Source organism: Streptomyces sp. NPDC007872 (assembly GCF_042868165.1).
GTDB lineage: Bacteria > Actinomycetota > Actinomycetes > Streptomycetales > Streptomycetaceae > Streptomyces.
Genome location: NZ_JBIAEA010000006.1, coordinates 353,561 through 373,611, shown reverse-complemented (window position 1 = coordinate 373,611; position 20,051 = coordinate 353,561). Strand labels below are relative to the sequence as shown.

Genomic DNA, 20,051 nt, shown 5'->3' with positions numbered 1-20,051 from the left:
CCTATGGGAGACCGTAGGATTCCGCGCGCTCCACGTCAACGGTGCATGGCCGCCGGGGCGCGGACCGATGTGTGCGCGAGGGGGTCAAAAAAGATGAACATTGCTCTACTCTCACGCGCATGTCCCGGACCCGAAGGTTCGTCCTCGCGCTCTCGGTCGTGCTCGCGGCGCTCGCCGCGGCCCTCTTCGCCGCCCCCGGGGCCCAGGCCCACGAGGAGCGGCCCGTCACCTTCCCCGACGGCTCCGGCAGCGTGCCGAAGCTCCGCACGGGCGAACCCGACCTCCTCGTCTGCAAGACCGACCGGGCCGACTTCGCACGCCGGATCTCCGGCTTCCCGGCCGCCCTCAAGGCCCGCAACCTCACCCTCTTCGAGCGCTGCGCCGCCTCCGGACACCGCCATCTCCAACAGGCCGTCGACGCCGTCGACCGGCCCGGCCTCACCATCGCGATCCTCCCCGGCCGCTACGAGGAGGAACCCTCGCAGCCCCCGCCCACCGGGGCCTGCGCCCGCCTGGAGGCCCCGGACTCCGCGCTCGGCTACCAGATCCTCAGCTACGAGCAGCAGCGGCAGTGCCCGCACAACCAGAACCTGGTCGCGATCCTCGGCAAGAAGGACCTCCAGATCGAGGGCACCGGCGCCTCCCGCCTCGACGTCGTCATCGACGCCAAGTACCAGAAGCTCAACGCGATCCGGGCCGACGGCTCCGACGGCGTCTACTTCCGCAACTTCACCGCCCAGCGCACCACCTTCAACTCGCTGTACGTCCTCGCCGCCGACGGCTTCGTCATCGACGACGTCCTCACCCGCTGGAACGACGAGTACGGCTTCCTCACCTTCGCCTCCGACCACGGCCTCTACAAGGACTGCGAGTCCTACGGCAACGGCGACTCCGGCATCTACCCGGGCTCGGCCTCGAACATCAACGACGGCCGCGGCTACGACGTCCCCCGCCACTCCATCGAGATCACCGGCTGCCGCAGCCACCACAACATGGTCGGCTACTCCGGCACCGCCGGGGACTCGGTCTGGGTCCACGACAACGAGTTCGACCACAACATGGGCGGCGCCTCCATGGACTCCGCCTTCCCCGGCCACCCCGGACTGCCCCAGAACCACGCCCGCTTCGAACGCAACCTGATCCACGACAACAACCAGAACTACTACCCGTACGTCGCCGACGGCACCTGCGCCAGACCGCCCGTCGAACGCGGCTACGAACAGGGCGTCGTCTGCCCCCAGATCTCCATGCCGCCCGGCACCGGCATCATCACCGCCGGCGGCAACTGGAACCTCTACGAGGACAACTGGGTCTACGGCCATCAGCGCACCGCCTTCTACCTGAACGCCGTCCCCGCCTTCATCCGCGGCGAATCCGCCTGGGGCAAGCAGACCGACACCTCCCACCACAACCGCTACGCCGGCAACCACCTGGGCGTCGACCGCTCGGGCGCCTCCCGCCCCAACCGCACCGACGTCTGGTGGGACGGCCAGGGCGGCGGCAACTGCTGGCAGGCCGACGCCGGCGCCACCACCCCCGGCGCCCCGCCCGAGTGCGGCGCCCGGCGCGGAGACGTCTCCGGCACCGCCGACCGCCTCGTCGGCGAACCCGTCAAACTCGCCCAACTCCTCGTCTGCGCCGACTACGACGTGCGGGCCCGCCGCCTCCCGGCCGGCTGCGACTGGTACGGCGCCCGGGGCCTCCAGCGCGTCGAGACCCAACTCGCCCTCGGCAGCGCCCTCGTCCTCGCCCTCACCGGCGGCGCCCTGTGGTGGCGATGGCTGCGCGGCAACCGGCTCGCGGGCGCCGCCACCCTCCTCGGGCTCGCGGGCCTCGCCCTGGACGTCGCCGGCTCGACCCTCGCCCTCACCCCGACCGCCGTCCCGGCCGTCGCCCTGCTGCTCACCGGCGCCTGGTGGACCCTCCTCGGCCTCACCCTGCGCCCCACCCGCCCCGCCTTCGCCCTGACCACCGTGACCCTCGGTGCCCTCACCCTCCTCGACGCCTTCGACAAGGCGGTCCTCATGATCCCCGGCACCCCCGTGAGCCCCGCCTGGCTCCGCCTCCTCCTCGGCGTCGTCTGGGTCCTCTGGTCCGTGGTGGCAACGGGGGCTCGCCTTCCGGCCGGAGGGACGGGAGGAGGGGCGGGAGAGGGAACGGGAGGAGGGAGGGCAAGAAGGCCTGCCACGGGGTCGGTTGGAGGGCCTGCTGGAGAGTCGGCCGAGCCCGGGGACGCAGTGGCCGGACCCGGTGGCGCCCCCGCCCCCGCCTCCACTTCCAGCCCCGGCCCGACCTCCAGCCCCGGCCCCAGCTCCACCTCCAGCCCCAGCCCCAGCCCGGTCTCCGGTCCCGGCCCGGCCTCCAGCCCCGGCCCCGTGCCCCCGCAGGCCCCCGACGCCCGTCCGCGCCACAAGGAGGGGCCCGCGTGACGCGCGTACTCGGGGCGCCGTCCCTCGGACGCAGGTTCGCCGGCCTCTGCCTGGCGCTCGCCCTGGCCGCCGTGCCGGTCCTCGCGGGCTGCGGCGGCCGGCCCACCACCCACCACAAGCCCGGCACCGGCCACCAGGAGGCCACCGGCGGCAGCGGCACCCTGCTGCCGGCCCGGGACGAGACCGGCGGGCACCGGCTCAGGGAGCTTCCCGCGGCGGAAGCGCCCACCGTCCGGGCCGAGGTCCGCCCCGACTCCGAGGGCGGCTGGAACGTCCACCTCACCGTGGAGAGGTTCCTCTTCACTCCGGAGAGCACCGGCGGCGCGGCCGTCCCGGGCCGTGGCCACGCCCGCCTCCTGGTCGACGGCCGTGAGACCGGCCGCCTCTACGGCCCCTGGGGGTACGTACCGGCCGGCGCCCGCACCCTGACCGTCCGGCTCCACGCGGACGACCACACCGTCTGGGCCGTCGACGGCGCCCCCGTCCAGACCACCGTCCCCCTGGCCGGGGCCCCCGCCACGTCCGCCCCGCCGAGCCCCCGTCCCACCGCACCCGGCCGGACCGTCACCCTCACCGTCACCGGAAAGACCGTCCAACCACCTCCCTCCCGCATCGCATTGAAGAAGGGCGAACGCCTCACCCTCCGCGTCACCAGCGACCGTGACGACACCCTCCACGTCCACGGCTACGACCGTGAACTGCCGCTCTTCTCCGGCACGCCCGCCACCCTCACCCTCACCGCGGACCGCACCGGCCTCTTCGAGGTCGAGACGCACGGTTCCGGACTCGTGCTGACCCAACTCGTCGTCCGATGACCACGACCCTCGTCCAGCTCCTCACCCCCGTCCCCGTCCCCGTTCTCGTTCCCGCTCTTGTCCCCGCCCGGGTCCTCGCCCACGGTGTGGGCTCCCGGCACGACCTCCCCCTCTCCCCCTTCTACGCCTACGCCGGCGCCTTCACCGCGCTCCTCGTCTCCTTCCTCGCCCTCGGCCTGCTCTGGTCCTCCTCCCGTTTCCGGGGCGACCTGGCCGGACGCCCGCTCCCCGCCGCCCTCCAACGGGCCGCCGACGCCCCGCCCACCCGCGCCGCCCTCCGTCTCCTCGGCGCCGCCCTCGCCCTCGTCTTCCTCCTCCACCTCCTCCTCGGCCCCGACGACCCGGACCGCAACCCCGCTCCCGGCGCCCTCTACGTCCTCCTCTGGGTCGGACTCGTCCCCGCCTCCCTCCTCCTCGGCCCCGTCTGGCGCCTGCTCAACCCCCTGCGCGCCCTCCACGCCCTCCACCCGCCGCGGAATCCCCGCCCGCTGCCCGCCGCCCTCGGCATCCGCCCCGCCGCCGTGGGTCTCCTCCTCTTCACCTGGCTCGAACTCGTCGCCCCCGACAACACCTCCCGCACCACCCTCCTGATCGCCCTCGCCCTCCACGCAGGCGTCCACCTGCTGGGCGCCGCCCGCTACGGCGGCCGCTGGTTCGCCCACGCCGACCCCTTCGAGGTGTACTCCTCCCTCCTCGCCCGGCTCTCCCCGCTCGGCCGCCGCGCCGACGGCCGGCTGGTCCTGCGTTCCCCCTTCAACGGTCTCGACTCCACGCCCCGCGTCCCCGGCCTCGTCGCCACCGTCTGCGTCCTCCTCGGCTCCACCGCCTACGACGGCCTCTCCGACAACCCCCGCTGGATCACCACCCTCCAGACCTCACCCCTCGGTCCCGTCCCCACCGCCACCCTCGGCCTCCTCACCGCCGTGCTCCTCGCCGCCGCCTGCTACGGCCTCTGCGCCGGCGCCCTGCGTCTGGCGGACCGCGAACTCACCACCCCCCTCACCTCCTTCGCCCACTCCCTGCTGCCCATCGCCCTCGGCTATCTCACTGCCCACTACTTCTCACTCCTAGTCACCGAATTTCCACGTACGGTAATCATGGCAGGGGGCACTGACAACGCCCCCTCGCCCGCCCCGCCCCTGAGTCCCGGCGGTCTCGCGACCCTCCAGGTCGCCGCCGTCGTCACCGGTCACGTCCTCGGCGTCGTCGCCGCCCACGACCGGTCCGTGCGCCTCTTCCCGCCGGCCCGGGCCGTGGCGGGCCAACTCCCCCTGTTCGTGCTGATGATCGCGTACACCCTCGGAGGCATCGGCCTCCTCGTCGCCTGAGGCCCCGGCTTCGCCCGTCCCCGCCGGAGCGGCATCATGGACCCCGTGTCCCAGACCCGCCCCCAGACCGCTCCGGCGCTCCGCCGCGCCCCCGTGCAGCAGCGCAGCGCCGAGCGGCTCGCCCGGATCCTCGACGCCTGCGCCGTACTCCTCGACGAGACCGGATACGAGCGGCTGAGCACCCGGGCCGTCGCCGCCCGCGCCGGCGTGCCCATCGGCTCCGTCTACCGCTTCTTCGGCAACAAGCGGGCGATGGTCGCGGCCCTCGCCCTCCGCAACCTCGACCGGTACGCCGAGCGGGTCTCCGAGCGGCTCGCCGCGACGCCGCCCCTCGACGCGTACGGGGCCATCGACGGCGTCCTCGACGAGTTCATCGCGATGAAGCGGACCGTTCCGGGCTTCGCCCTCGTCGACTTCGGCGTGCCCGCCGCCGCGCCCGGGGAGGTCTCCGGCAGCGCCTCCGACGAGGCTTCCGGCACCGGGGGAGACGCCGACGACGGTGACGCCGGCAGCGACAGCGGCAGCGAGGGTGACGGCGGCAGCGAGGGTGACGGCGACAGCGAGCGTGACGGCGAGGGCGGCTCGCGCCGCGAGTCCGAGGATCCCAATCGGCTCGTCGCCGAGCGGATCTGCGGCCTCCTCGCCGCCCATCTGGGCCGCCCCGCCGACGAGGAGCTCCACCGGAAGGTGCTCGTCGGGGTCGAGACCGCCGACGCCCTCGTCCGGCTCGCCTTCCGCACGGACCCCGCCGGGGATCCGGCGCTCGTCCACGAGACCCGGCTCCTCCTCTACGCGTACCTGGCGCCCTCCCTCTCGTAGCGGCGGCAGTCACCCGTCCCGCCCACCCCGTCCGTCCCAGTTTCCTCGTCCTCCGGAGTCGTCACCCATGTCCGCCTCCTCGGCTCCGCCCGTCGCCGAACACCTCGACGTCCTGGTCGTCGGCGCCGGGATCTCCGGCATCGGGGCCGGTCGCCACCTGAAGACCGCACTGCCGTCGAAGACCTTCGCGATCCTGGAGGCCCGGGCGGCCTCCGGCGGGACCTGGGACCTGTTCCGCTATCCGGGGATCCGGTCCGACTCGGACCTGCACACCTTCGGCTACGAGTTCAAGCCGTGGCGGGACGAGCAGTCCGTCGCCGACGCGCCCCGGATCCTGTCGTACCTGCGCGAGACCGTGGCCGAGAACGGCCTCGACGCCCACATCCGCCACCACCGCAAGGTGCTCTCCGCGTCCTGGTCGAGCGACCGGGCGCGGTGGACGGTGCACGTCGAACGCACCGACACCGGAGAACGGACGACGCTGACGTGCTCCTGGCTGTTCTGCGCGAGCGGCTACTACCGCTACGACCAGGGGTACACGCCGCACTTCGAGGGCCGGGAGCGCTTCCGCGGCACGATCGTGCACCCGCAGCACTGGCCCGAGGACCTCGACCACGCCGGCAAGCGGGTGGTGGTGATCGGCAGCGGCGCCACCGCGGTCACGCTGCTGCCCGCGATGGCCGGGACCGCCGCGCACGTGACGATGCTCCAGCGGACCCCGTCGTACATCATGCCGGTGTCGAAGAACGACGTGATCGCCAACGCCCTGAAGAAGTACCTCGGGCAGGAGCGGGGCCACGCGCTGACCCGGCGCAAGAACATCGCCCAGCAGCGCTTCGTCTGGTCCTTCTGCCGGCGGTACCCGAAGGCCGCGCGCCGGTTCATCCGCTGGGTCAACGCCCGACAGCTTCCCGAGGGGTATCCGGTCGACGAGCACTTCAACCCGCCGTACGACCCCTGGGACCAGCGTCTGTGCGCCGCGCCCGACGGGGACCTGTTCAAGGCCGTCCGCGCCGGAAAGGCCTCGGTCGTCACCGACCGGATCGCCACCTTCACCGAGGACGGGGTACGGCTCGAGTCCGGCCGCGAACTCGGGGCCGATGTCGTCGTCACCGCGACCGGTCTGAACGTGCAGGCGTTCGGCGGGATCCGGATCACCGTCGACGGCGAGGAGGTCCGCCCCTCCGACACCGTCGCCTACAAGGGCGTGATGCTCTCCGGGGTGCCCAACCTCGCCTTCTCGATCGGCTACACCAACAGCTCCTGGACGCTCAAGGTCGGCCTGCTGTGCGAGCACTTCTGCCGGCTCCTCGCCCACATGGACGCCTCCGGCCACGACATCTGCCGGCCGGAGCCGGCCGATCCGGCGATGCCGACCCGGCCCTTCCTCGACTTCGGCGCCGGTTACATCCGGCGCGCGGTCGACCGACTGCCCCGGCAGGGCGACCGGATGCCGTGGCTGACCTCGATGGACTACCACTCGGACGTCAGACTGCTCCGCGCCGACAGCGTCGTCGACCCGGAACTGCACTTCACCCGGGCCGGCGCCGGCACCGAGGTTGAAGGTGAGCCCGGCACCGAGGCCGAAGGTGAGCCCGGTGCCGGGGGCTGAAGACGAGCCCGAAGCCGGGGCCGGAGGTGAGCCCGAGGCCGGGACCCAGGCCGTCCGTGCTGCCACGACCGCTTCCCGGCACGCGATGTGAGGGGTACGAGCATCCCCCTCCCCAGCCTCCCTACCGGTCGGTATGCTCGGCGCCACCCGACGCACCCAGGGAGACGCCATGTCCACCGCCCTGCGCATCTGCCCCCTCTGCGAAGCGACCTGCGGACTCACCCTGACGATCGAAGGGACCCGGGTCACCGGCGCGCGCGGCGACCGCGACGACGTGTTCAGCAAGGGGTTCGTCTGTCCCAAGGGCGCCGCGTTCCCCGAGGTCGACGCCGACCCGGACCGGCTCCGCCGCCCCCTGGTCCGCAAGGACGGCGAACTGCGCGAGGTCGACTGGGCCGAGGCCTTCGACACGATCGCCGCCCGAATCCGTCCGATCGTCGAGGAGTACGGGCCGGACGCGGTGGGTATCGTCCTGGGCAACCCCAATGTGCACACGATCGCCGGAGCCCTCTACCCGCCCCTGCTCGTCGGCGCGCTGCGCACCAGGAACCTCTTCACGGCGTCCACGCTCGACCAGATGCCCAAGCACGTCTCCAGCGGCCTGCTCTTCGGGGACCCCCTCGCCGTCCCCGTGCCGGACCTGGACCGCACCGACCACCTGCTGATGCTCGGCGCCAATCCGCTGGACTCCAACGGCAGCCTGTGCACCGCCCCCGACTTCCCCGGCCGGCTCAAGACGCTCCGCAGGCGCGGCGGCACCCTCACCGTCGTCGATCCCCGGCGCACCCGCACCGCGCGCCTCGCCGACCGGCACGTCGCGATCCGCCCCGGCGCCGACGCCCTGCTCCTCGCCGCCCTCGTCCACACCCTCTTCGCGGAGGACCTCACCGACCTCGGACCGCTCGACGCCCACGTCGAGGGCGTCGAGGGGGTACGGGACGCGGTACGGGAGTTCAGCCCCGAAGCGGTCGCCGCCGCCTGCGACGTGGACGCCGCCACCATCCGCACCCTCGCCCGGGAGCTCGCCGCCGCGCCCACCGCCGCCGTCTACGGGCGGATGGGCAGCTCCACCGTGGCGTACGGCACCCTCGCCAACTGGCTGGTCGACGTCCTCAACGTCCTCACCGGCAACCTCGACCGGCCCGGCGGCGCGCTCTTCCCGCTCTCCGCCACCGCGCCCGCCCCGCGCCCCGCCGGGCCCGGCAGGGGCTTCGCCCTCGGCCGCCGGCACAGCCGGGTCTCGCACCACCCCGAGGTGAAGGGGGAGTTGCCGCTGGTCGCGCTCGCCGAGGAGATCGAGACCCCGGGGGAGGGGCGTGTCCGCGCCCTCGTCACCATCGCCGCCAACCCCGTCCTGTCCGCCCCCGACGGAGACCGCCTCGACGCGGCCCTCGGCTCCCTCGACCTCATGGTCGCCGTCGACCCGTACCTCAACGAGACCACCCGTCACGCCGACGTCCTGCTGCCCCCGCCCCCGCCCTCCCGGAGCGCCCACTTCGACTTCGCCTTCAACGGGTTCGCCGTCCGGGACCAGGTCCGCCACACCCCGGCGGCCGTCCCCCTCGAAGCGGACCGGATGGACGAGTGCGAGATCCACGCCCGGCTGGTCCTCGCCGTCTCGGGCCTCCACGGCGCGCCGCCCTCCGCCGTGGACGACCTCGCCATCCGCACGACCCTCGCCAAGGCCGTGACGCAGGAGCACTCGCCGGCGTACGGCGCCGACCCCGAGGAGTTCGCGGCCCGGCTCTCCGGGGACACCGGGGCCGAGCGGCGGCTCGACCTGATGCTGCGGCTCGGCCCGTACGGGCTCACCCTCGACGAGGTGAAGGCGCACCCGCACGGCATCGACCTCGGACCGCTGAAGCCCCGGCTGCCCCAGCTCCTCAAGACCCGCAGCGGACGGATCGAACTCCTTCCCGCGCCCCTCGCCGCCGACCTGCCCCGGCTGCGCGCCGCGCTCGACGCCGTACCCGACCCGGACGCCCTCCGGCTCGTCGGGCGCAGGCACCTGCGCTCGAACAACAGTTGGCTGCACAACACCCCCGCGCTCGGCGGCGGTTCGAACCGCTGCACCCTCCAGGTGCACCCCCGGGACGCGGACCGGTTGCGGCTGACCGACGGCGGGCTCGCCCGGGTCAAGGGGGAGGGCGGTGAGCTGGAGGTGCCGGTCGAGGTCACCGACGGGGTGCGCCCGGGCGTGGTGAGCCTCCCGCACGGCTGGGGCCACGACCGGGCGGGCACCCGGCTCGCCGTGGCGTCCGCCCGCCCCGGCGTCAACGTCAACCAGTTGCTCGACGGGACGCGGATCGACCCCCTCTCCGGCACCGCCGTGCTCAACGGCTTCCCCGTCGAGGTGTCGCCGCTGCCGTGAACCGGACGCCGTCCTGCCGTGAACCGGACATCATCCTGCCGCGAACCGGACGCCGCCCTGCCGTGATCCTGAGTGGCGCCCCGCCGCGCCTTCGCGCCGTACCCCTTTGTTGACCTGGGGTTTTGCTCGTATTGCTCACGCGTCAACACCTTGTTAACGGCGGAAGGGGGCACCTACCGTCATCCGGACCGCCGCTCGGCGGCAGTTCAAGGGTGAACGTGAGGTGTCCTCCATGCTGACCGTCCTCGGCTTCGTCATGATCGCGACCTTCCTGGTCCTGATCATGACGAAGAAGATGTCGCCGATCGCGGCGCTCGTGCTGATCCCCGCGCTCTTCTGCGTCGCGGTCGGGCAGGGCGCCCGGCTCGGTGACTACGTCATCGACGGCGTCGGCAACCTGGCGCCGACGGCCGCGATGCTGATGTTCGCGATCGTCTACTTCGGCGTCATGATCGACGTCGGTCTCTTCGACCCGATCGTCCGGGGCATCCTGCGCTTCTGCAAGGCCGACCCCGTGCGGATCGTCGTGGGCACCGCGGTGCTCGCCGCGATCGTCTCCCTGGACGGCGACGGCTCCACCACCTTCATGATCACCGTCTCGGCGATGTATCCGCTCTACAAGCGGCTCGGGATGAGCCTGGTCGTCATGACGGGCGTCGCCGCCACCGCCAACGGCGTCATGAACACCCTGCCCTGGGGCGGCCCCACCGCCCGCGCCGCGACCGCTCTGAAACTGGACGCCGCCGACATCTTCGTGCCGATGATCCCCGCGCTCGGCGTGGGCCTGCTCTTCGTCTTCTCCCTCGCGTACGTCCTCGGCCGCCGCGAGCGCAAGCGCATCGGCTACCTCACGCTCGGCGAGGTCCTGGTGCCGGAGACCGACACGGTGCTGGTCGCGGCCGGGGGCGGGAACGGGGGCGGTAAGGCGGCCGGTCGCGGAGGCGCCGCCCAGGCCGGTACGGGAGAGGGGGACGGTGACGGCGACGGGTTCCAGGGGCTCGACCCGGAGCGTGCCACGCTCCGGCCCCGGCTGTACTGGTTCAACGCCGGTCTGACGGTCGCGCTGCTCACCGCGATGATCCTCGAACTGCTGCCGATCCCGGTGCTGTTCCTCCTCGGCGCCGCCCTCGCGCTCACCGTCAACTACCCGGACATGGCCGAGCAGAAGGCCCGCATCGCCGCCCACGCCGAGAACGTCCTCAACGTCTCCGGCATGGTCTTCGCCGCCGCCGTCTTCACCGGCGTCCTCACCGGCACGGGCATGGTCAAGCACATGGCGGACTGGCTCGTCGGCGCGATCCCCGAGGGCATGGGGCCGCACATGGGCCTGGTCACCGGTGTGCTGAGCCTCCCGCTCACCTACTTCATGTCGAACGACGGCTTCTACTTCGGCGTGCTGCCGGTCCTCGCGGAGGCGGGCGCCGCCCACGGCGTGTCGTCCCTGGAGATCGCCCGGGCGTCGATCGTCGGCCAGGCCCTGCACATGTCGAGCCCGCTGGTGCCGGCGGTGTACGTGCTCGTGGGCATGGCGAAGGTGGAGTTCGGTGACCACACCAGGTTCACGGTGAAGTGGGCCGCGCTGACCTCGCTGGTCGTCCTGGCGGCGGCGGTCCTCTTCGGGATCGTCTGACGGGACCGGGGCCGGCGGTCTCTGAGCCGGACGGGCGACTCGGAGATCGACACGAGCATGTCGCCACCCTCCGCATTCATGTGATGACTGATAGTCGGATTATCGGTTGAAACACCCGACATGTCCTTTCCTGGAGGAACCCGCATGCCTGCTCGTGCTCTCCGCCCCCTCGCCGCCACCCTCGCGGCCACGGCCGCCTTCGGCGGCCTCGCCCTCGCCGGCGCCCCGTCCGCGGTCGCCGCCCCCGGCGACAACGGCGACATCAAGGTCCACAAGGTCGGCACCCCCTACGGCGACCTGAACGACGAGGCGAGGGTCTGCAAGTTCTACCTCGCGGCCTTCAACTTCGACATCCTCGACGAGGTGACCTGGGAGATCACCCCGCAGCCGCCCCGTCCGGAGGTCCCCAGCCTCAACGGCCGCGTCGCGCTGAACACCGGCATGGGCCACAGCAGCACGCTGTCGCTGCCCGAGGGGCAGTACCGGGTCACCTGGACCTTCCCGGGCGCCGCCGCCACCGGCAAGCAGAAGGTCTTCACGGTCGACTGCCACGGCAACGGGCCGGGCGGACGGCCGGGCAACGGACCGAACAACAACGCCGGCCACAACAACTCCGGCGCCAACGACAACTGGTCCGGCAACAACAACGGCGGCACCGCCAACAACGGCGGCAACTGGTCCGGCAGCGGCCAGGGCCGTCCCCCGCAGGGCGCGGTGGGCGCGGGCGGCGGCGGCAGCGTGGAGCTCGCCGCGGCCGAGGACTCCTCCGCGTTCGGCGTCGGGGCGGCCGTCGCCGCCGGTCTCGCCGGCACGGCCGGACTGGTCATGATCCGCCGCTCGCGCCGCCGCAACGATGGCGCCGCGTAGGTCCCGCATCACGCGCAGGCGGCGGCGCCTGTTCCGGCTCGCCAGGACCGTGACGGTGGTCGTGGTCCTGGTGGTCGGGGGCTTCTGGTGGGCGGGTGACGAGGAGCCCGCCGCCCCGTCCCTCGCCTCCGCCCCGGTGGCCGGCCAGGCCGGCGGCGCCGGGGTGGAGGGGGCGGCCGCCGGGGCCGCCCCGGCGGCCGGAGCGCCGGCCGCCCTGGACCACAAGGCGAAGCCCGAGGCCCCGCCGGAGCGCACGCCCCCCTCGGGGAGCGTCCCCTCTCCGAAGGGCGGGCCCTCCCCGAAGGCCGCCCCCTCGAAGGCCGCGCCCGCGCCGAAGACCGCACCACGGCCGAAGGACACGTCCCGGCAGGCCCCCGCGTCGCTTCCCCGCTCGCGTCCCACCACCGTCGCCGTCCCGGCCATCACCATCGAGGCGCCCGTGACCGACCTCGGCCTCGACGCCGAGGGACGGCTCGCCGCCCCGCCGGTCGACAACCCCAGGATCGTCGGCTGGTACGCCAAGGGGCCCACGCCCGGCGAGCGCGGGACCGCCGTCGTCGTCGGTCACCGGGACACCCGCACCGGACCCGCGGTCTTCCTCAACCTCGGCGTGCTCAACCCCGGCAACACCGTCCGGGTCGCCCGCGCCGACGGCAAGGTCGCCGTCTTCACGGTCGACCGCGTCAAGACGTACGCCAAGGACGACTTCCCCGACAAGGAGGTGTACGGCGCCACCGGGCGGCCCGAACTGCGGCTGCTCACCTGCGGCGGAGCCTTCGACCGCAAGACGGGGTACGACGCCAACATCGTCGTCTTCGCCCACCTCACCGACATCGCCCAGAAGATCTGACGCCCCGGATCCCAGGCGCTCCGTCGGCCCCTCCCGCCGCGCCCGGCGGGCCGCGCCACCCGGCGCGCGCCCGCCGGGCGCGGCGGCATGTCCGAACGGCTGCCCGCCGGGCGGCAAGGCGGAACGGCCCGGTTCCGGCCCTCCCCGTCTGCCCGGTCCCGCCATGGACGGCACCGGGCCCGGAGCGGCACGATCGACTCCGTACCGAAACCCGGGACCGGCTCCGTACCGGAACCCCGGACCGACTCCGTGACCGGAACCCCGGACTGAGACCCGGGGCACGCCCCGCCACCCTGGCGCCGGAAAACTAACGGCGCTAGTTTGGGTGGGCGACGGACCCGTCGGTAACGTGAGGAGACAGGGATGAAGGCGCACGACGCGATGTACATCGGCGGGGAGTGGCGCCCCGCCTCCTCCACGGAGACCATCGCCGTGGTCAACCCGGCGGACGAGCAGGTCATCGGCCACGTCCCGGCCGGCACCGCCGAGGACGTCGACGCCGCCGTACGCGCCGCCCGCGCCGCGCTGCCCGCCTGGGCCGCCACCCCGCCCGCCGAGCGCTCCGCCCGCATCGCCGCCCTGCGCGACGCGCTCGCCGCCCGCGCGCAGGAGATCGCCGCCACCGTCACCGCCGAGCTCGGCGCCCCGCCACAGCTCGCCGCCGCCGTCCACGCCGGACTGCCGATCGCCGTCGCCGGCACGTACGCCGAACTCGCCGCCACCCACCCCTTCGAGGAGAAGGTCGGCAACTCCACCGTCTACGCCGAGCCGGTCGGCGTCGTCGCCGCGATCACCCCCTGGAACTACCCGCTCCACCAGATCGTCGCCAAGGTCGCCCCGGCCCTCGCCGCCGGCTGCACCACCGTCCTCAAGCCCGCCGAGGACACCCCGCTCACCGCGCAGCTCTTCGCCGAGGCCGTCCACGAGGCGGGCCTGCCCGCCGGCGTCTTCAACCTGGTCACCGGCCTCGGCCCGGTCGCGGGCCAGGCGCTCGCCGAGCACCCGGACGTCGACCTCGTCTCCTTCACCGGCTCCACCGCCGTCGGCCGCCGCATCGGCGCCCTCGCGGGCGGCGCGGTCAAGCGGGTCGCCCTCGAACTCGGCGGCAAGTCCGCCAACGTCATCCTGCCGAGCGCCGACCTGCCCAAGGCCGTCGCCGTCGGCGTCGCCAACGTCATGTCCAACTCCGGCCAGACGTGCAGCGCCTGGACCCGCATGCTGATCCCCGCCGACCGGTACGAGGAGGCGGTGGCGCTCGCCGCCGAGGCCGTCGCCAAGTACGTCCCCGGCGAGCGCGTCGGCCCGCTGGTCAACGCCAAGCAGCAGGAGCGCGTCCGCGGCTACATCGAGAAGGGGATCGAGGAGGGCGCCCGGCTCGTCGCCGGCGGCCCCGAGGCCCCGCGCGAGACCGGCTACTACGTCTCCCCGACCGTCTTCGCCGACGTCACCCCGGACATGACCATCGCCCAGGAGGAGATCTTCGGACCGGTCGTCTCGCTCCTGAAGTACGAGGACGAGGAGGAGGCCCTCGCCCTCGCCAACGGCACCGTCTACGGCCTCGCCGGGGCCGTCTGGGGCGACCCCGAGGAGGCCGTCGCCTTCGCCCGCCGCATGGACACCGGCCAGGTCGACATCAACGGCGGCCGCTTCAACCCGCTGGCCCCCTTCGGCGGCTACAAGCAGTCCGGCGTCGGCCGCGAGCTGGGAGCGCACGGCCTCGCCGAGTACCTCCAGACCAAGTCCCTCCAGTTCTGAGCCCGTTCGCCCCCTTCCCGCAGTTCCGAGCCCCGAGGAGCACCGCACGTGAGCCTGATCCGCGCCGCCGTCCTGCCCGCCGTCGGCGCTCCGCTGGAGATAGCCGACATCGAGCTCCCGGAGCCCGGCCCCGGGCAGGTCCGGGTCCGCCTCGCCGCCGCCGGGGTGTGCCACTCCGACCTCTCCCTCTCCAACGGCACCATGCGCGTACCGGTCCCGGCCGTCCTCGGCCACGAGGGCTCCGGCACCGTCGTCTCCGTCGGCGAGGGCGTCACGCAGGTCGCCCCCGGCGACGAGGTCGTCCTCAACTGGGCGCCCTCCTGCGGCACCTGTCACCCCTGCTCGCTCGGCGAGGTCTGGCTCTGCGCCGACGCCCTGACCGGTGCGGGCAACGTCCACGCCCGCACCCAGGACGGCACCGAGCTCCACCCCGGACTCAACGTCGCCGCCTTCGCGGAGGAGACGGTCGTCGCCGCCCGCTGCGTCCTGCCCGTGCCCGACGGCGTCCCGCTCGCCGACGCCGCCCTGCTCGGCTGCGCCGTCCTCACCGGCTGGGGCGCGGTCCACCACTCCGCCCGGGTCCGGGAGGGCGAGACCGTCGCGGTGTACGGCGTCGGCGGCGTCGGCCTCGCCGCGCTCCAGGCCGCCCGGATCGCGGGCGCCTCGACGATCGTCGCCGTGGACGTCTCCCCGGAGAAGGAGGCGCTCGCGAGGGCGGCCGGGGCCACCGCGTACGTCGTCGCCTCCGACACCACGGCGAAGGACGTCAGGAGGCTGACCGGCGGGCAGGGCGTCGACGTGGCCGTGGAGTGCGTGGGCCGCGCCGTCACCATCCGCACCGCCTGGGAGTCCACCCGGCGCGGCGGCCGGACCACGGTCGTCGGCATCGGCGGCAAGGACCAGCAGGTGACGTTCAACGCCCTGGAGATCTTCCACTGGGGCCGCACCCTGGCCGGCTGCGTCTACGGCAACTCGAACCCGGCCGAGGACCTGCCGGTCCTCGCCGAGCACATCCGGGCCGGACGGTTCGACCTGAGGTCCCTCGTCACCGAGCGGATCACCCTGGACGGCATCCCCGGCGCCTTCGACAACATGCTCGCGGGCAAGGGCGGCCGGGCCCTGGTCGTCTTCCCCTGAGACCCGTACGGACCCCGGTCACAGATCGAGGACGAGGCGTGGGCCGCGCGAGCGGCCCACGCAGATCATCATCGAGGCCCCCGCCGCCTTCTCCTCCTCGCCGAGGACGGAGTCGTGGTGCTCGGGCGTCCCCGCGAGCACCTTCGTCTCGCAGGTGCCGCACCACCCCTCCTCGCAGGAGTACGCCACGCCCGGCACCACCTCCCGCACGGCGTCGAGCAGGCTCCGCCCCGGCTCCACCCGGACCGTCCGGCCGCTCCGGCGCAGCTCCACCTCGAAACCACCCCCGGAGCCCCCGGAGTCCGCCGCCGGGACGACCGCCGCCCCGAACCGCTCCATGTGCAGCGGCCCCTCCCAGCGCTCCTCCACCGCCCGCAGCAGCCCCTCCGGACCGCAGCAGTAGACGGCCGTCGACGGGGGCAGCCCCCCGAGGGCGGCGTCCAGGTCGAGGAGCCCCTCCGTGTCCTGCGGCACCAGCGTCACCCCGGGCAGTCCCGCCAGCTCCTCGCGGTACGCCATCGACGCCAGGCTCCGGCCCCCGTAGAGCAGGGACCAGGAGCCCGGGGGCAGGGAGCGGACCATCGGAAGGAGCGGGGTGATGCCGATGCCGCCCGCGACGAACAGGTACCGCTCGGCGGGCACCAGCGGGAAGCGGTTGAACGGCCCCCGCACCCCGAGGACCGTGCCCGGCCCCACGGAGGCGTGCACCTCCTCCGAACCGCCCCGGCCCGCCGGCTCCCGCAGCACCCCGAGCCGGTAGGCGCCCCGGTCGCCCGGGTCGCCGCACAGCGAGTAGTGCCGGACCGCCCCGGACGGCAGGGTGACCTCCAGGTGCGCGCCGGGTTCCCACGGGGGCAGGTCGGCGCCCGCGGGGTCGGCGAGCAGGAGCCCCAGGACGCCCTCGGCCTCCCGGACGACCGACCGGACCGTCAACTGGAACACGGACATGCGACACCTCGCAGCAGAGGGGGACGGGGAAGGAGGGGAGGTGCGGGGTCAGCGCGCGGCGCCCGCCGGCGGCGGGAGGAGCGGCTCCGGCCACATCCGGCACAGCACCCCGTACAGCACCGCCGCCACCGTGAAGGAGGCCGGCAGGCTCAGGTCCACGCCGCCGGTGAGGTCGGTCAGCGGGCCCACGTACAAGGGGTTGTTGACCCACAGGATCCCGACGGCGGAGCCCGCCGCGAAGGCGGTGGCGGCCCGCGGGTTGACCCCGCGCGCGTACCAGTACCGCCCGCCCCCGCCCGTGGTGAACGAGCGAAGCGCCTCCGCGTCGTACCGGCCCCGGTGGAGTCCGTACCCGACGAAGAGCACGGCCGCCCACGGCGCGACGACGGTGAGCAGCAGCGTCACGAACGCCGACATCGCGTTCATGGCGTCGTACACCACTGCCCCCAGGTACAGCACGGCCCCGGCGAGCAGCGCGACCACCGTGGTCACCGCGGCCCGGGAGGAGCGCCAGAACACCGAGTTGGCGGAGAGCCCCGCCGCGTACAGGCAGAGGCCGGCCTGCGGCAGGGTGCCCGCGAAGCCGAAGAGCACCACCGCCACCGCGAACCAGTCGGGCACCGCGTCCGTCAGGCCCTGGAGCCACGGCTCGTCGGGCACCGGGAAGAGGGTCGTCACGTACGCGCCGGTGAGCAGCGCGGCGAGACTGCTGAGGAACATGGACACGCCGCTCGCCCGGGCCACCCGCCCCGGCCGGACGGAGGTCGGCATGAAGCGGGTGTAGTCGCCCTGGAAGGTGGCGTAGGACAGCGGCACGGTCGCGGAGGCGGTCGCCGCCAGCAGCCAGGTGTGCGGGACGCCGTCCAGGGCGAGCGGACCGCCGCCGTACCCCGGGTCGAAGTCCGGGGCGAGGACCAGGACGGTGCCGAGCAGGACCGCCCCGCCGGTGACGGCGGTGATCCGGTACGTGCGGACGAGGGTCTCGTGGCCGCGCACGGCCACCAGCGCGACCGCCGCCGCCGTCACGAACATCGCGACGGTCAGCGGCCCCGGACCCGTCGGGGTGGACAGCAGCCGGTGCCCCGCCACCATGACGGCGGTGCCGCCGGTCCACACGGCGATGGCGAAGAAGCCGAGCGCGGTCACCACCGTGAGGACGTTGCCGACGACCCTGCCCCGCACCCCGAAGTGGGCCCCGCTGGAGACGGGGTCGTTGGTGCCGGTGCGGACGCCGAACCGGGCCAGCGGCGCGAGCAGCACCGTGCCGACGGCGACGCCCACCGCGATGGCGCTCGCCGAGGCCCACCAGCCGAGGCCGAAGACCACGGGCAGCGCGCCGAGCACGACCGTGCCGAACGAGAACTGCGCGGACGGCCAGATCCAGCCGAAGTCGGCCGGGGACGAGGTGCGTTCGGCGTCGGGCACGGGCGCGACGCCGTCGTGCCCGGCCGTGGCCGCACGGGGCGGCGTCGCGGTGGACGCCGCCCCGGTCGGTGTGGTGGTCACGGGGCGCCTCCGGAGGAGGGGTCGGGAGCGGTGACGTCCTGGCCGGGCAGGACGTCGACCACCCGGAGGGCGGCGCACGCCGCCCCCGAGAGACGCTCCCCGCTGGTCAGGTCGAAGGTCGTGTGGTGCAGGGGGCAGGTGATGCGCAGCCTGTCCCCGTCGACCCTGCCGTACTTGAGCCGGCCCCCGCGGTGGGGGCAGACGGCGGCCGCGAGGACCTTCCGGCCGCCGGTCTCGACCAGGACCAGGTCCTCGGTCACCTGGCGGACGACCGGCTCGTCGTCCCGCCGCCGTCCGACGGGCACGGCCGTCATGCGACGGTCTCCCGCGCCCGCGCCACGGCCGCCTCCGTGGCCGTGCCGACGATGTCGGAGGCCAGCCGCACGCCCGCCCAGATCTTCGCGAGGTCCGGCTCGTCGAGCGCGCGGATCGCCGTCCGCATGTGACCGCTGTGGTACGCGTCGATGTAGAGGTGCTCGGTGTAGTAGGCGTCGTTCCTGATCCCGAGCCGCCGGGCCGCCCGCGCGAAGCTCTGGAAGGCGTACAGGACGCTGGTCTCGAAGTAGGCGTACGCGCCCAGGAAGTACTGGGGCGAGGACGCCCGGCTCGCCAGCCAGTGGAACATGTTGACGTACGCGTAGCACTCGGGGACCGTCTCGTCGAGGTAGTCCTCCAGGCGCAGGCTCAGACCGAGTTCGGTCAGCAGGTCCCGGTAGAGCTGGGAGTGCGCCTTCTCCTCGTTGCCGCAGCCGAGTTCGTCGATGAGGACCCGGAAGACCGCCATCGCCGAGCGGTACGGCAGCCGGGGCACGACCGGCAGCAGGGACTCGGACTCGGTGAGCCCGTCGAGGGCGAACTGCCGCACCACCGTCGTGAACTGCTCCCGGGTGGCGTGCTCGGCGAGGAAGGTGGCGCTCTCGGGGAGCGCGGCCTCCTCCTCGGCGAGGAAGTCCTTCAGGGCGCCGAGGAGTTCGCCGGCCGAGCCGAACCGGGGCGCGGACGCCTCGTACGCGCGCGCCTTGGGCAGGATCCACCGTTCCTCGATCGCGGTCATCGACCCGTAGTCCCCGAGGCTGGGCACCCGCCGGTAGAGGGCGTGCAGGTCGCGCTGGGCGGTCGCGGCCGGGGCCGTGACCGAGTGCGCGGCCACGGGGGCGGAGGCGGAGGGGAGGCCGCTCATGCCGCCGTCGCCTCCTCGTGGGTGGTGGGCGAGGAGATCACGCCGCGCTCGTGCAGTTCCTTCTTGACCCAGCGGTACCAGTCGTCGCGGAAGACGCCGTACCGCTCGCAGACGGCGTTGAGCTCCGCCTGGCGCTCCGGGGTGGGGTCGACCAGCATCGCGTTGCACAGGGCGGGTTCGAGGTTGGCCAGCGGGCCGATGAAGCCGTCGACGCCGCGGACGTCGGCGAGGAGGTTCTCCCAGCCCTCGAAGACCGGGATGCCGGTGCCGGCGTCGGCCGTCTTCCGGGTGAAGGCGGCGTCGCCGCTGGACTCCTTGATGCCGACGATCCCGGGGATCTCGCAGATCCGCAGCAGGGTGTCGAACTCGATGCGGTTGCCCGACAGCGCCTCCTCGTTGTAGAGGAAGACGGGTATGTCGAGGGCGGCGCGGATGGCCCGGTAGTGGTCGACGATCCCGTCCTGCGTCACGTCGGCGCCGAACGGGGTGGTGACCACGACGGCGTCGACGCCGAGCTCGACGGCGGTGCGGGCCCGGTCGATCACCGAGGCGGTGTCGGGGAGCTGGATGCCGGCGAGGACGGGCAGCCCGCCGGCGTGTCTCACGGTGTACGCGACGACGTCCCGCCACTGCCGGGCGTCGAGCTTCCAGCCCTCGCCGGAGGTCAGGGCCGGCATGAGGCCGGTGACCTCGGCGCGGACGTGGTCCACGAGGCGGGCGACGCTCTGCTCGTCGACGGTGCCGTGCTCGTCGAGGGGGGTGATCAGCGGGACGATCGTCCCGGAGTAGGTGCCAGACATGGAG

At 73.7% G+C, this 20,051-nt stretch carries 16 protein-coding genes; 11 read left to right on the top strand and 5 right to left on the bottom strand.

What is annotated here, in order from left to right; translation table 11 throughout:
* Positions 1–119 precede the first annotated feature (119 nt).
* From ACFYNX_RS23570 to ACFYNX_RS23520, 11 genes are all read left to right on the top strand, one after another.
* Complete coding sequence (locus ACFYNX_RS23570) at positions 120–2,429, top strand: right-handed parallel beta-helix repeat-containing protein (RefSeq protein ID WP_388663817.1); 2,310 nt, start codon at positions 120–122, stop codon at positions 2,427–2,429.
* Positions 2,426–3,244 carry a hypothetical protein gene (locus ACFYNX_RS23565; protein ID WP_388663815.1) on the top strand — a complete coding sequence of 273 codons (819 nt, stop codon included), beginning with the start codon at positions 2,426–2,428 and terminating at the stop codon, positions 3,242–3,244. Before ACFYNX_RS23570 ends, ACFYNX_RS23565 begins: the two co-directional genes overlap by 4 nt.
* Positions 3,241–4,572, top strand: a complete 1,332-nt coding sequence (locus tag ACFYNX_RS23560; protein WP_388663813.1) for a hypothetical protein — start codon at positions 3,241–3,243, stop codon at positions 4,570–4,572. Before ACFYNX_RS23565 ends, ACFYNX_RS23560 begins: the two co-directional genes overlap by 4 nt.
* A gap of 36 nt (positions 4,573–4,608) precedes the next feature.
* On the top strand, positions 4,609–5,391 hold the full coding sequence (locus ACFYNX_RS23555) for a TetR family transcriptional regulator (protein WP_388663811.1): 783 nt from the start codon (positions 4,609–4,611) through the stop codon (positions 5,389–5,391).
* A 67-nt stretch (positions 5,392–5,458) separates the two neighbouring features.
* Positions 5,459–7,003 (top strand): flavin-containing monooxygenase, encoded by a 1,545-nt coding sequence (locus ACFYNX_RS23550; RefSeq protein WP_388663809.1) that lies wholly within the window; start codon positions 5,459–5,461, stop codon positions 7,001–7,003.
* Positions 7,004–7,172: 169 nt separating this feature from the next.
* Positions 7,173–9,374, top strand: a complete 2,202-nt coding sequence (locus ACFYNX_RS23545; RefSeq protein ID WP_388663807.1) for a molybdopterin-dependent oxidoreductase — start codon at positions 7,173–7,175, stop codon at positions 9,372–9,374.
* Positions 9,375–9,606: 232 nt separating this feature from the next.
* On the top strand, positions 9,607–11,004 hold the full coding sequence (locus ACFYNX_RS23540) for a CitMHS family transporter (RefSeq protein WP_388663805.1): 1,398 nt from the start codon (positions 9,607–9,609) through the stop codon (positions 11,002–11,004).
* A gap of 144 nt (positions 11,005–11,148) precedes the next feature.
* Positions 11,149–11,871: a hypothetical protein gene (locus tag ACFYNX_RS23535; protein WP_388663803.1), complete on the top strand. Its 723-nt coding sequence runs from the start codon at positions 11,149–11,151 to the stop codon at positions 11,869–11,871.
* A gap of 55 nt (positions 11,872–11,926) precedes the next feature.
* On the top strand, positions 11,927–12,721 hold the full coding sequence (locus ACFYNX_RS23530) for a class F sortase (protein ID WP_388663946.1): 795 nt from the start codon (positions 11,927–11,929) through the stop codon (positions 12,719–12,721).
* Between the two features lie 363 nt (positions 12,722–13,084).
* Positions 13,085–14,476 carry an aldehyde dehydrogenase family protein gene (locus ACFYNX_RS23525; RefSeq protein ID WP_388663801.1) on the top strand — a complete coding sequence of 464 codons (1,392 nt, stop codon included), beginning with the start codon at positions 13,085–13,087 and terminating at the stop codon, positions 14,474–14,476.
* A 54-nt stretch (positions 14,477–14,530) separates the two neighbouring features.
* Complete coding sequence (locus ACFYNX_RS23520) at positions 14,531–15,613, top strand: zinc-binding dehydrogenase (protein WP_388663944.1); 1,083 nt, start codon at positions 14,531–14,533, stop codon at positions 15,611–15,613.
* 18 nt (positions 15,614–15,631) lie between these two features.
* Here the strand turns inward: ACFYNX_RS23520 and ACFYNX_RS23515 are convergent, their stop codons facing one another.
* From ACFYNX_RS23515 to ACFYNX_RS23495, 5 genes are read right to left on the bottom strand one after another with little or no spacing between them, the layout of a single operon-like run.
* Entirely contained in the window at positions 15,632–16,561 is a 930-nt protein-coding gene (locus ACFYNX_RS23515; protein ID WP_388663799.1) for a PDR/VanB family oxidoreductase, read from the bottom strand.
* Positions 16,562–16,609: 48 nt separating this feature from the next.
* A complete protein-coding gene (locus ACFYNX_RS23510; RefSeq protein ID WP_388663797.1) occupies positions 16,610–18,067 on the bottom strand; it encodes a purine-cytosine permease family protein in 1,458 nt (485 codons plus the stop codon).
* Complete coding sequence (locus tag ACFYNX_RS23505) at positions 18,064–18,381, bottom strand: Rieske (2Fe-2S) protein (protein WP_388663795.1); 318 nt, start codon at positions 18,379–18,381, stop codon at positions 18,064–18,066. The genes ACFYNX_RS23510 and ACFYNX_RS23505 overlap by 4 nt, the downstream gene beginning before the upstream one ends.
* Positions 18,378–19,247 carry an iron-containing redox enzyme family protein gene (locus tag ACFYNX_RS23500; RefSeq protein ID WP_125665013.1) on the bottom strand — a complete coding sequence of 290 codons (870 nt, stop codon included), beginning with the start codon at positions 19,245–19,247 and terminating at the stop codon, positions 18,378–18,380. The genes ACFYNX_RS23505 and ACFYNX_RS23500 overlap by 4 nt, the downstream gene beginning before the upstream one ends.
* On the bottom strand, positions 19,244–20,047 hold the full coding sequence (locus ACFYNX_RS23495) for a dihydrodipicolinate synthase family protein (protein ID WP_365540057.1): 804 nt from the start codon (positions 20,045–20,047) through the stop codon (positions 19,244–19,246). The genes ACFYNX_RS23500 and ACFYNX_RS23495 overlap by 4 nt, the downstream gene beginning before the upstream one ends.
* Between the last annotated feature and the right edge of the window lie 4 nt (positions 20,048–20,051).

Excerpts from the sequence above, each read along its gene's own strand:
- ACFYNX_RS23550 (WP_388663809.1), top strand. The coding sequence starts at position 5,459 with ATGTCCGCCTCCTCGGCTCCGCCCGTCGCCGAACACCTCGACGTCCTG.
- ACFYNX_RS23570 (WP_388663817.1), top strand. The coding sequence starts at position 120 with ATGTCCCGGACCCGAAGGTTCGTCCTCGCGCTCTCGGTCGTGCTCGCG.
- ACFYNX_RS23555 (WP_388663811.1), top strand. The coding sequence starts at position 4,609 with ATGGACCCCGTGTCCCAGACCCGCCCCCAGACCGCTCCGGCGCTCCGC.
- ACFYNX_RS23560 (WP_388663813.1), top strand. The coding sequence starts at position 3,241 with ATGACCACGACCCTCGTCCAGCTCCTCACCCCCGTCCCCGTCCCCGTT.
- ACFYNX_RS23525 (WP_388663801.1), top strand. The coding sequence starts at position 13,085 with ATGAAGGCGCACGACGCGATGTACATCGGCGGGGAGTGGCGCCCCGCC.
- ACFYNX_RS23545 (WP_388663807.1), top strand. The coding sequence starts at position 7,173 with ATGTCCACCGCCCTGCGCATCTGCCCCCTCTGCGAAGCGACCTGCGGA.
- ACFYNX_RS23540 (WP_388663805.1), top strand. The coding sequence starts at position 9,607 with ATGCTGACCGTCCTCGGCTTCGTCATGATCGCGACCTTCCTGGTCCTG.
- ACFYNX_RS23495 (WP_365540057.1), bottom strand. The coding sequence starts at position 20,047 with ATGTCTGGCACCTACTCCGGGACGATCGTCCCGCTGATCACCCCCCTC.
- ACFYNX_RS23505 (WP_388663795.1), bottom strand. The coding sequence starts at position 18,381 with ATGACGGCCGTGCCCGTCGGACGGCGGCGGGACGACGAGCCGGTCGTC.
- ACFYNX_RS23515 (WP_388663799.1), bottom strand. The coding sequence starts at position 16,561 with ATGTCCGTGTTCCAGTTGACGGTCCGGTCGGTCGTCCGGGAGGCCGAG.
- ACFYNX_RS23535 (WP_388663803.1), top strand. The coding sequence starts at position 11,149 with ATGCCTGCTCGTGCTCTCCGCCCCCTCGCCGCCACCCTCGCGGCCACG.
- ACFYNX_RS23500 (WP_125665013.1), bottom strand. The coding sequence starts at position 19,247 with ATGAGCGGCCTCCCCTCCGCCTCCGCCCCCGTGGCCGCGCACTCGGTC.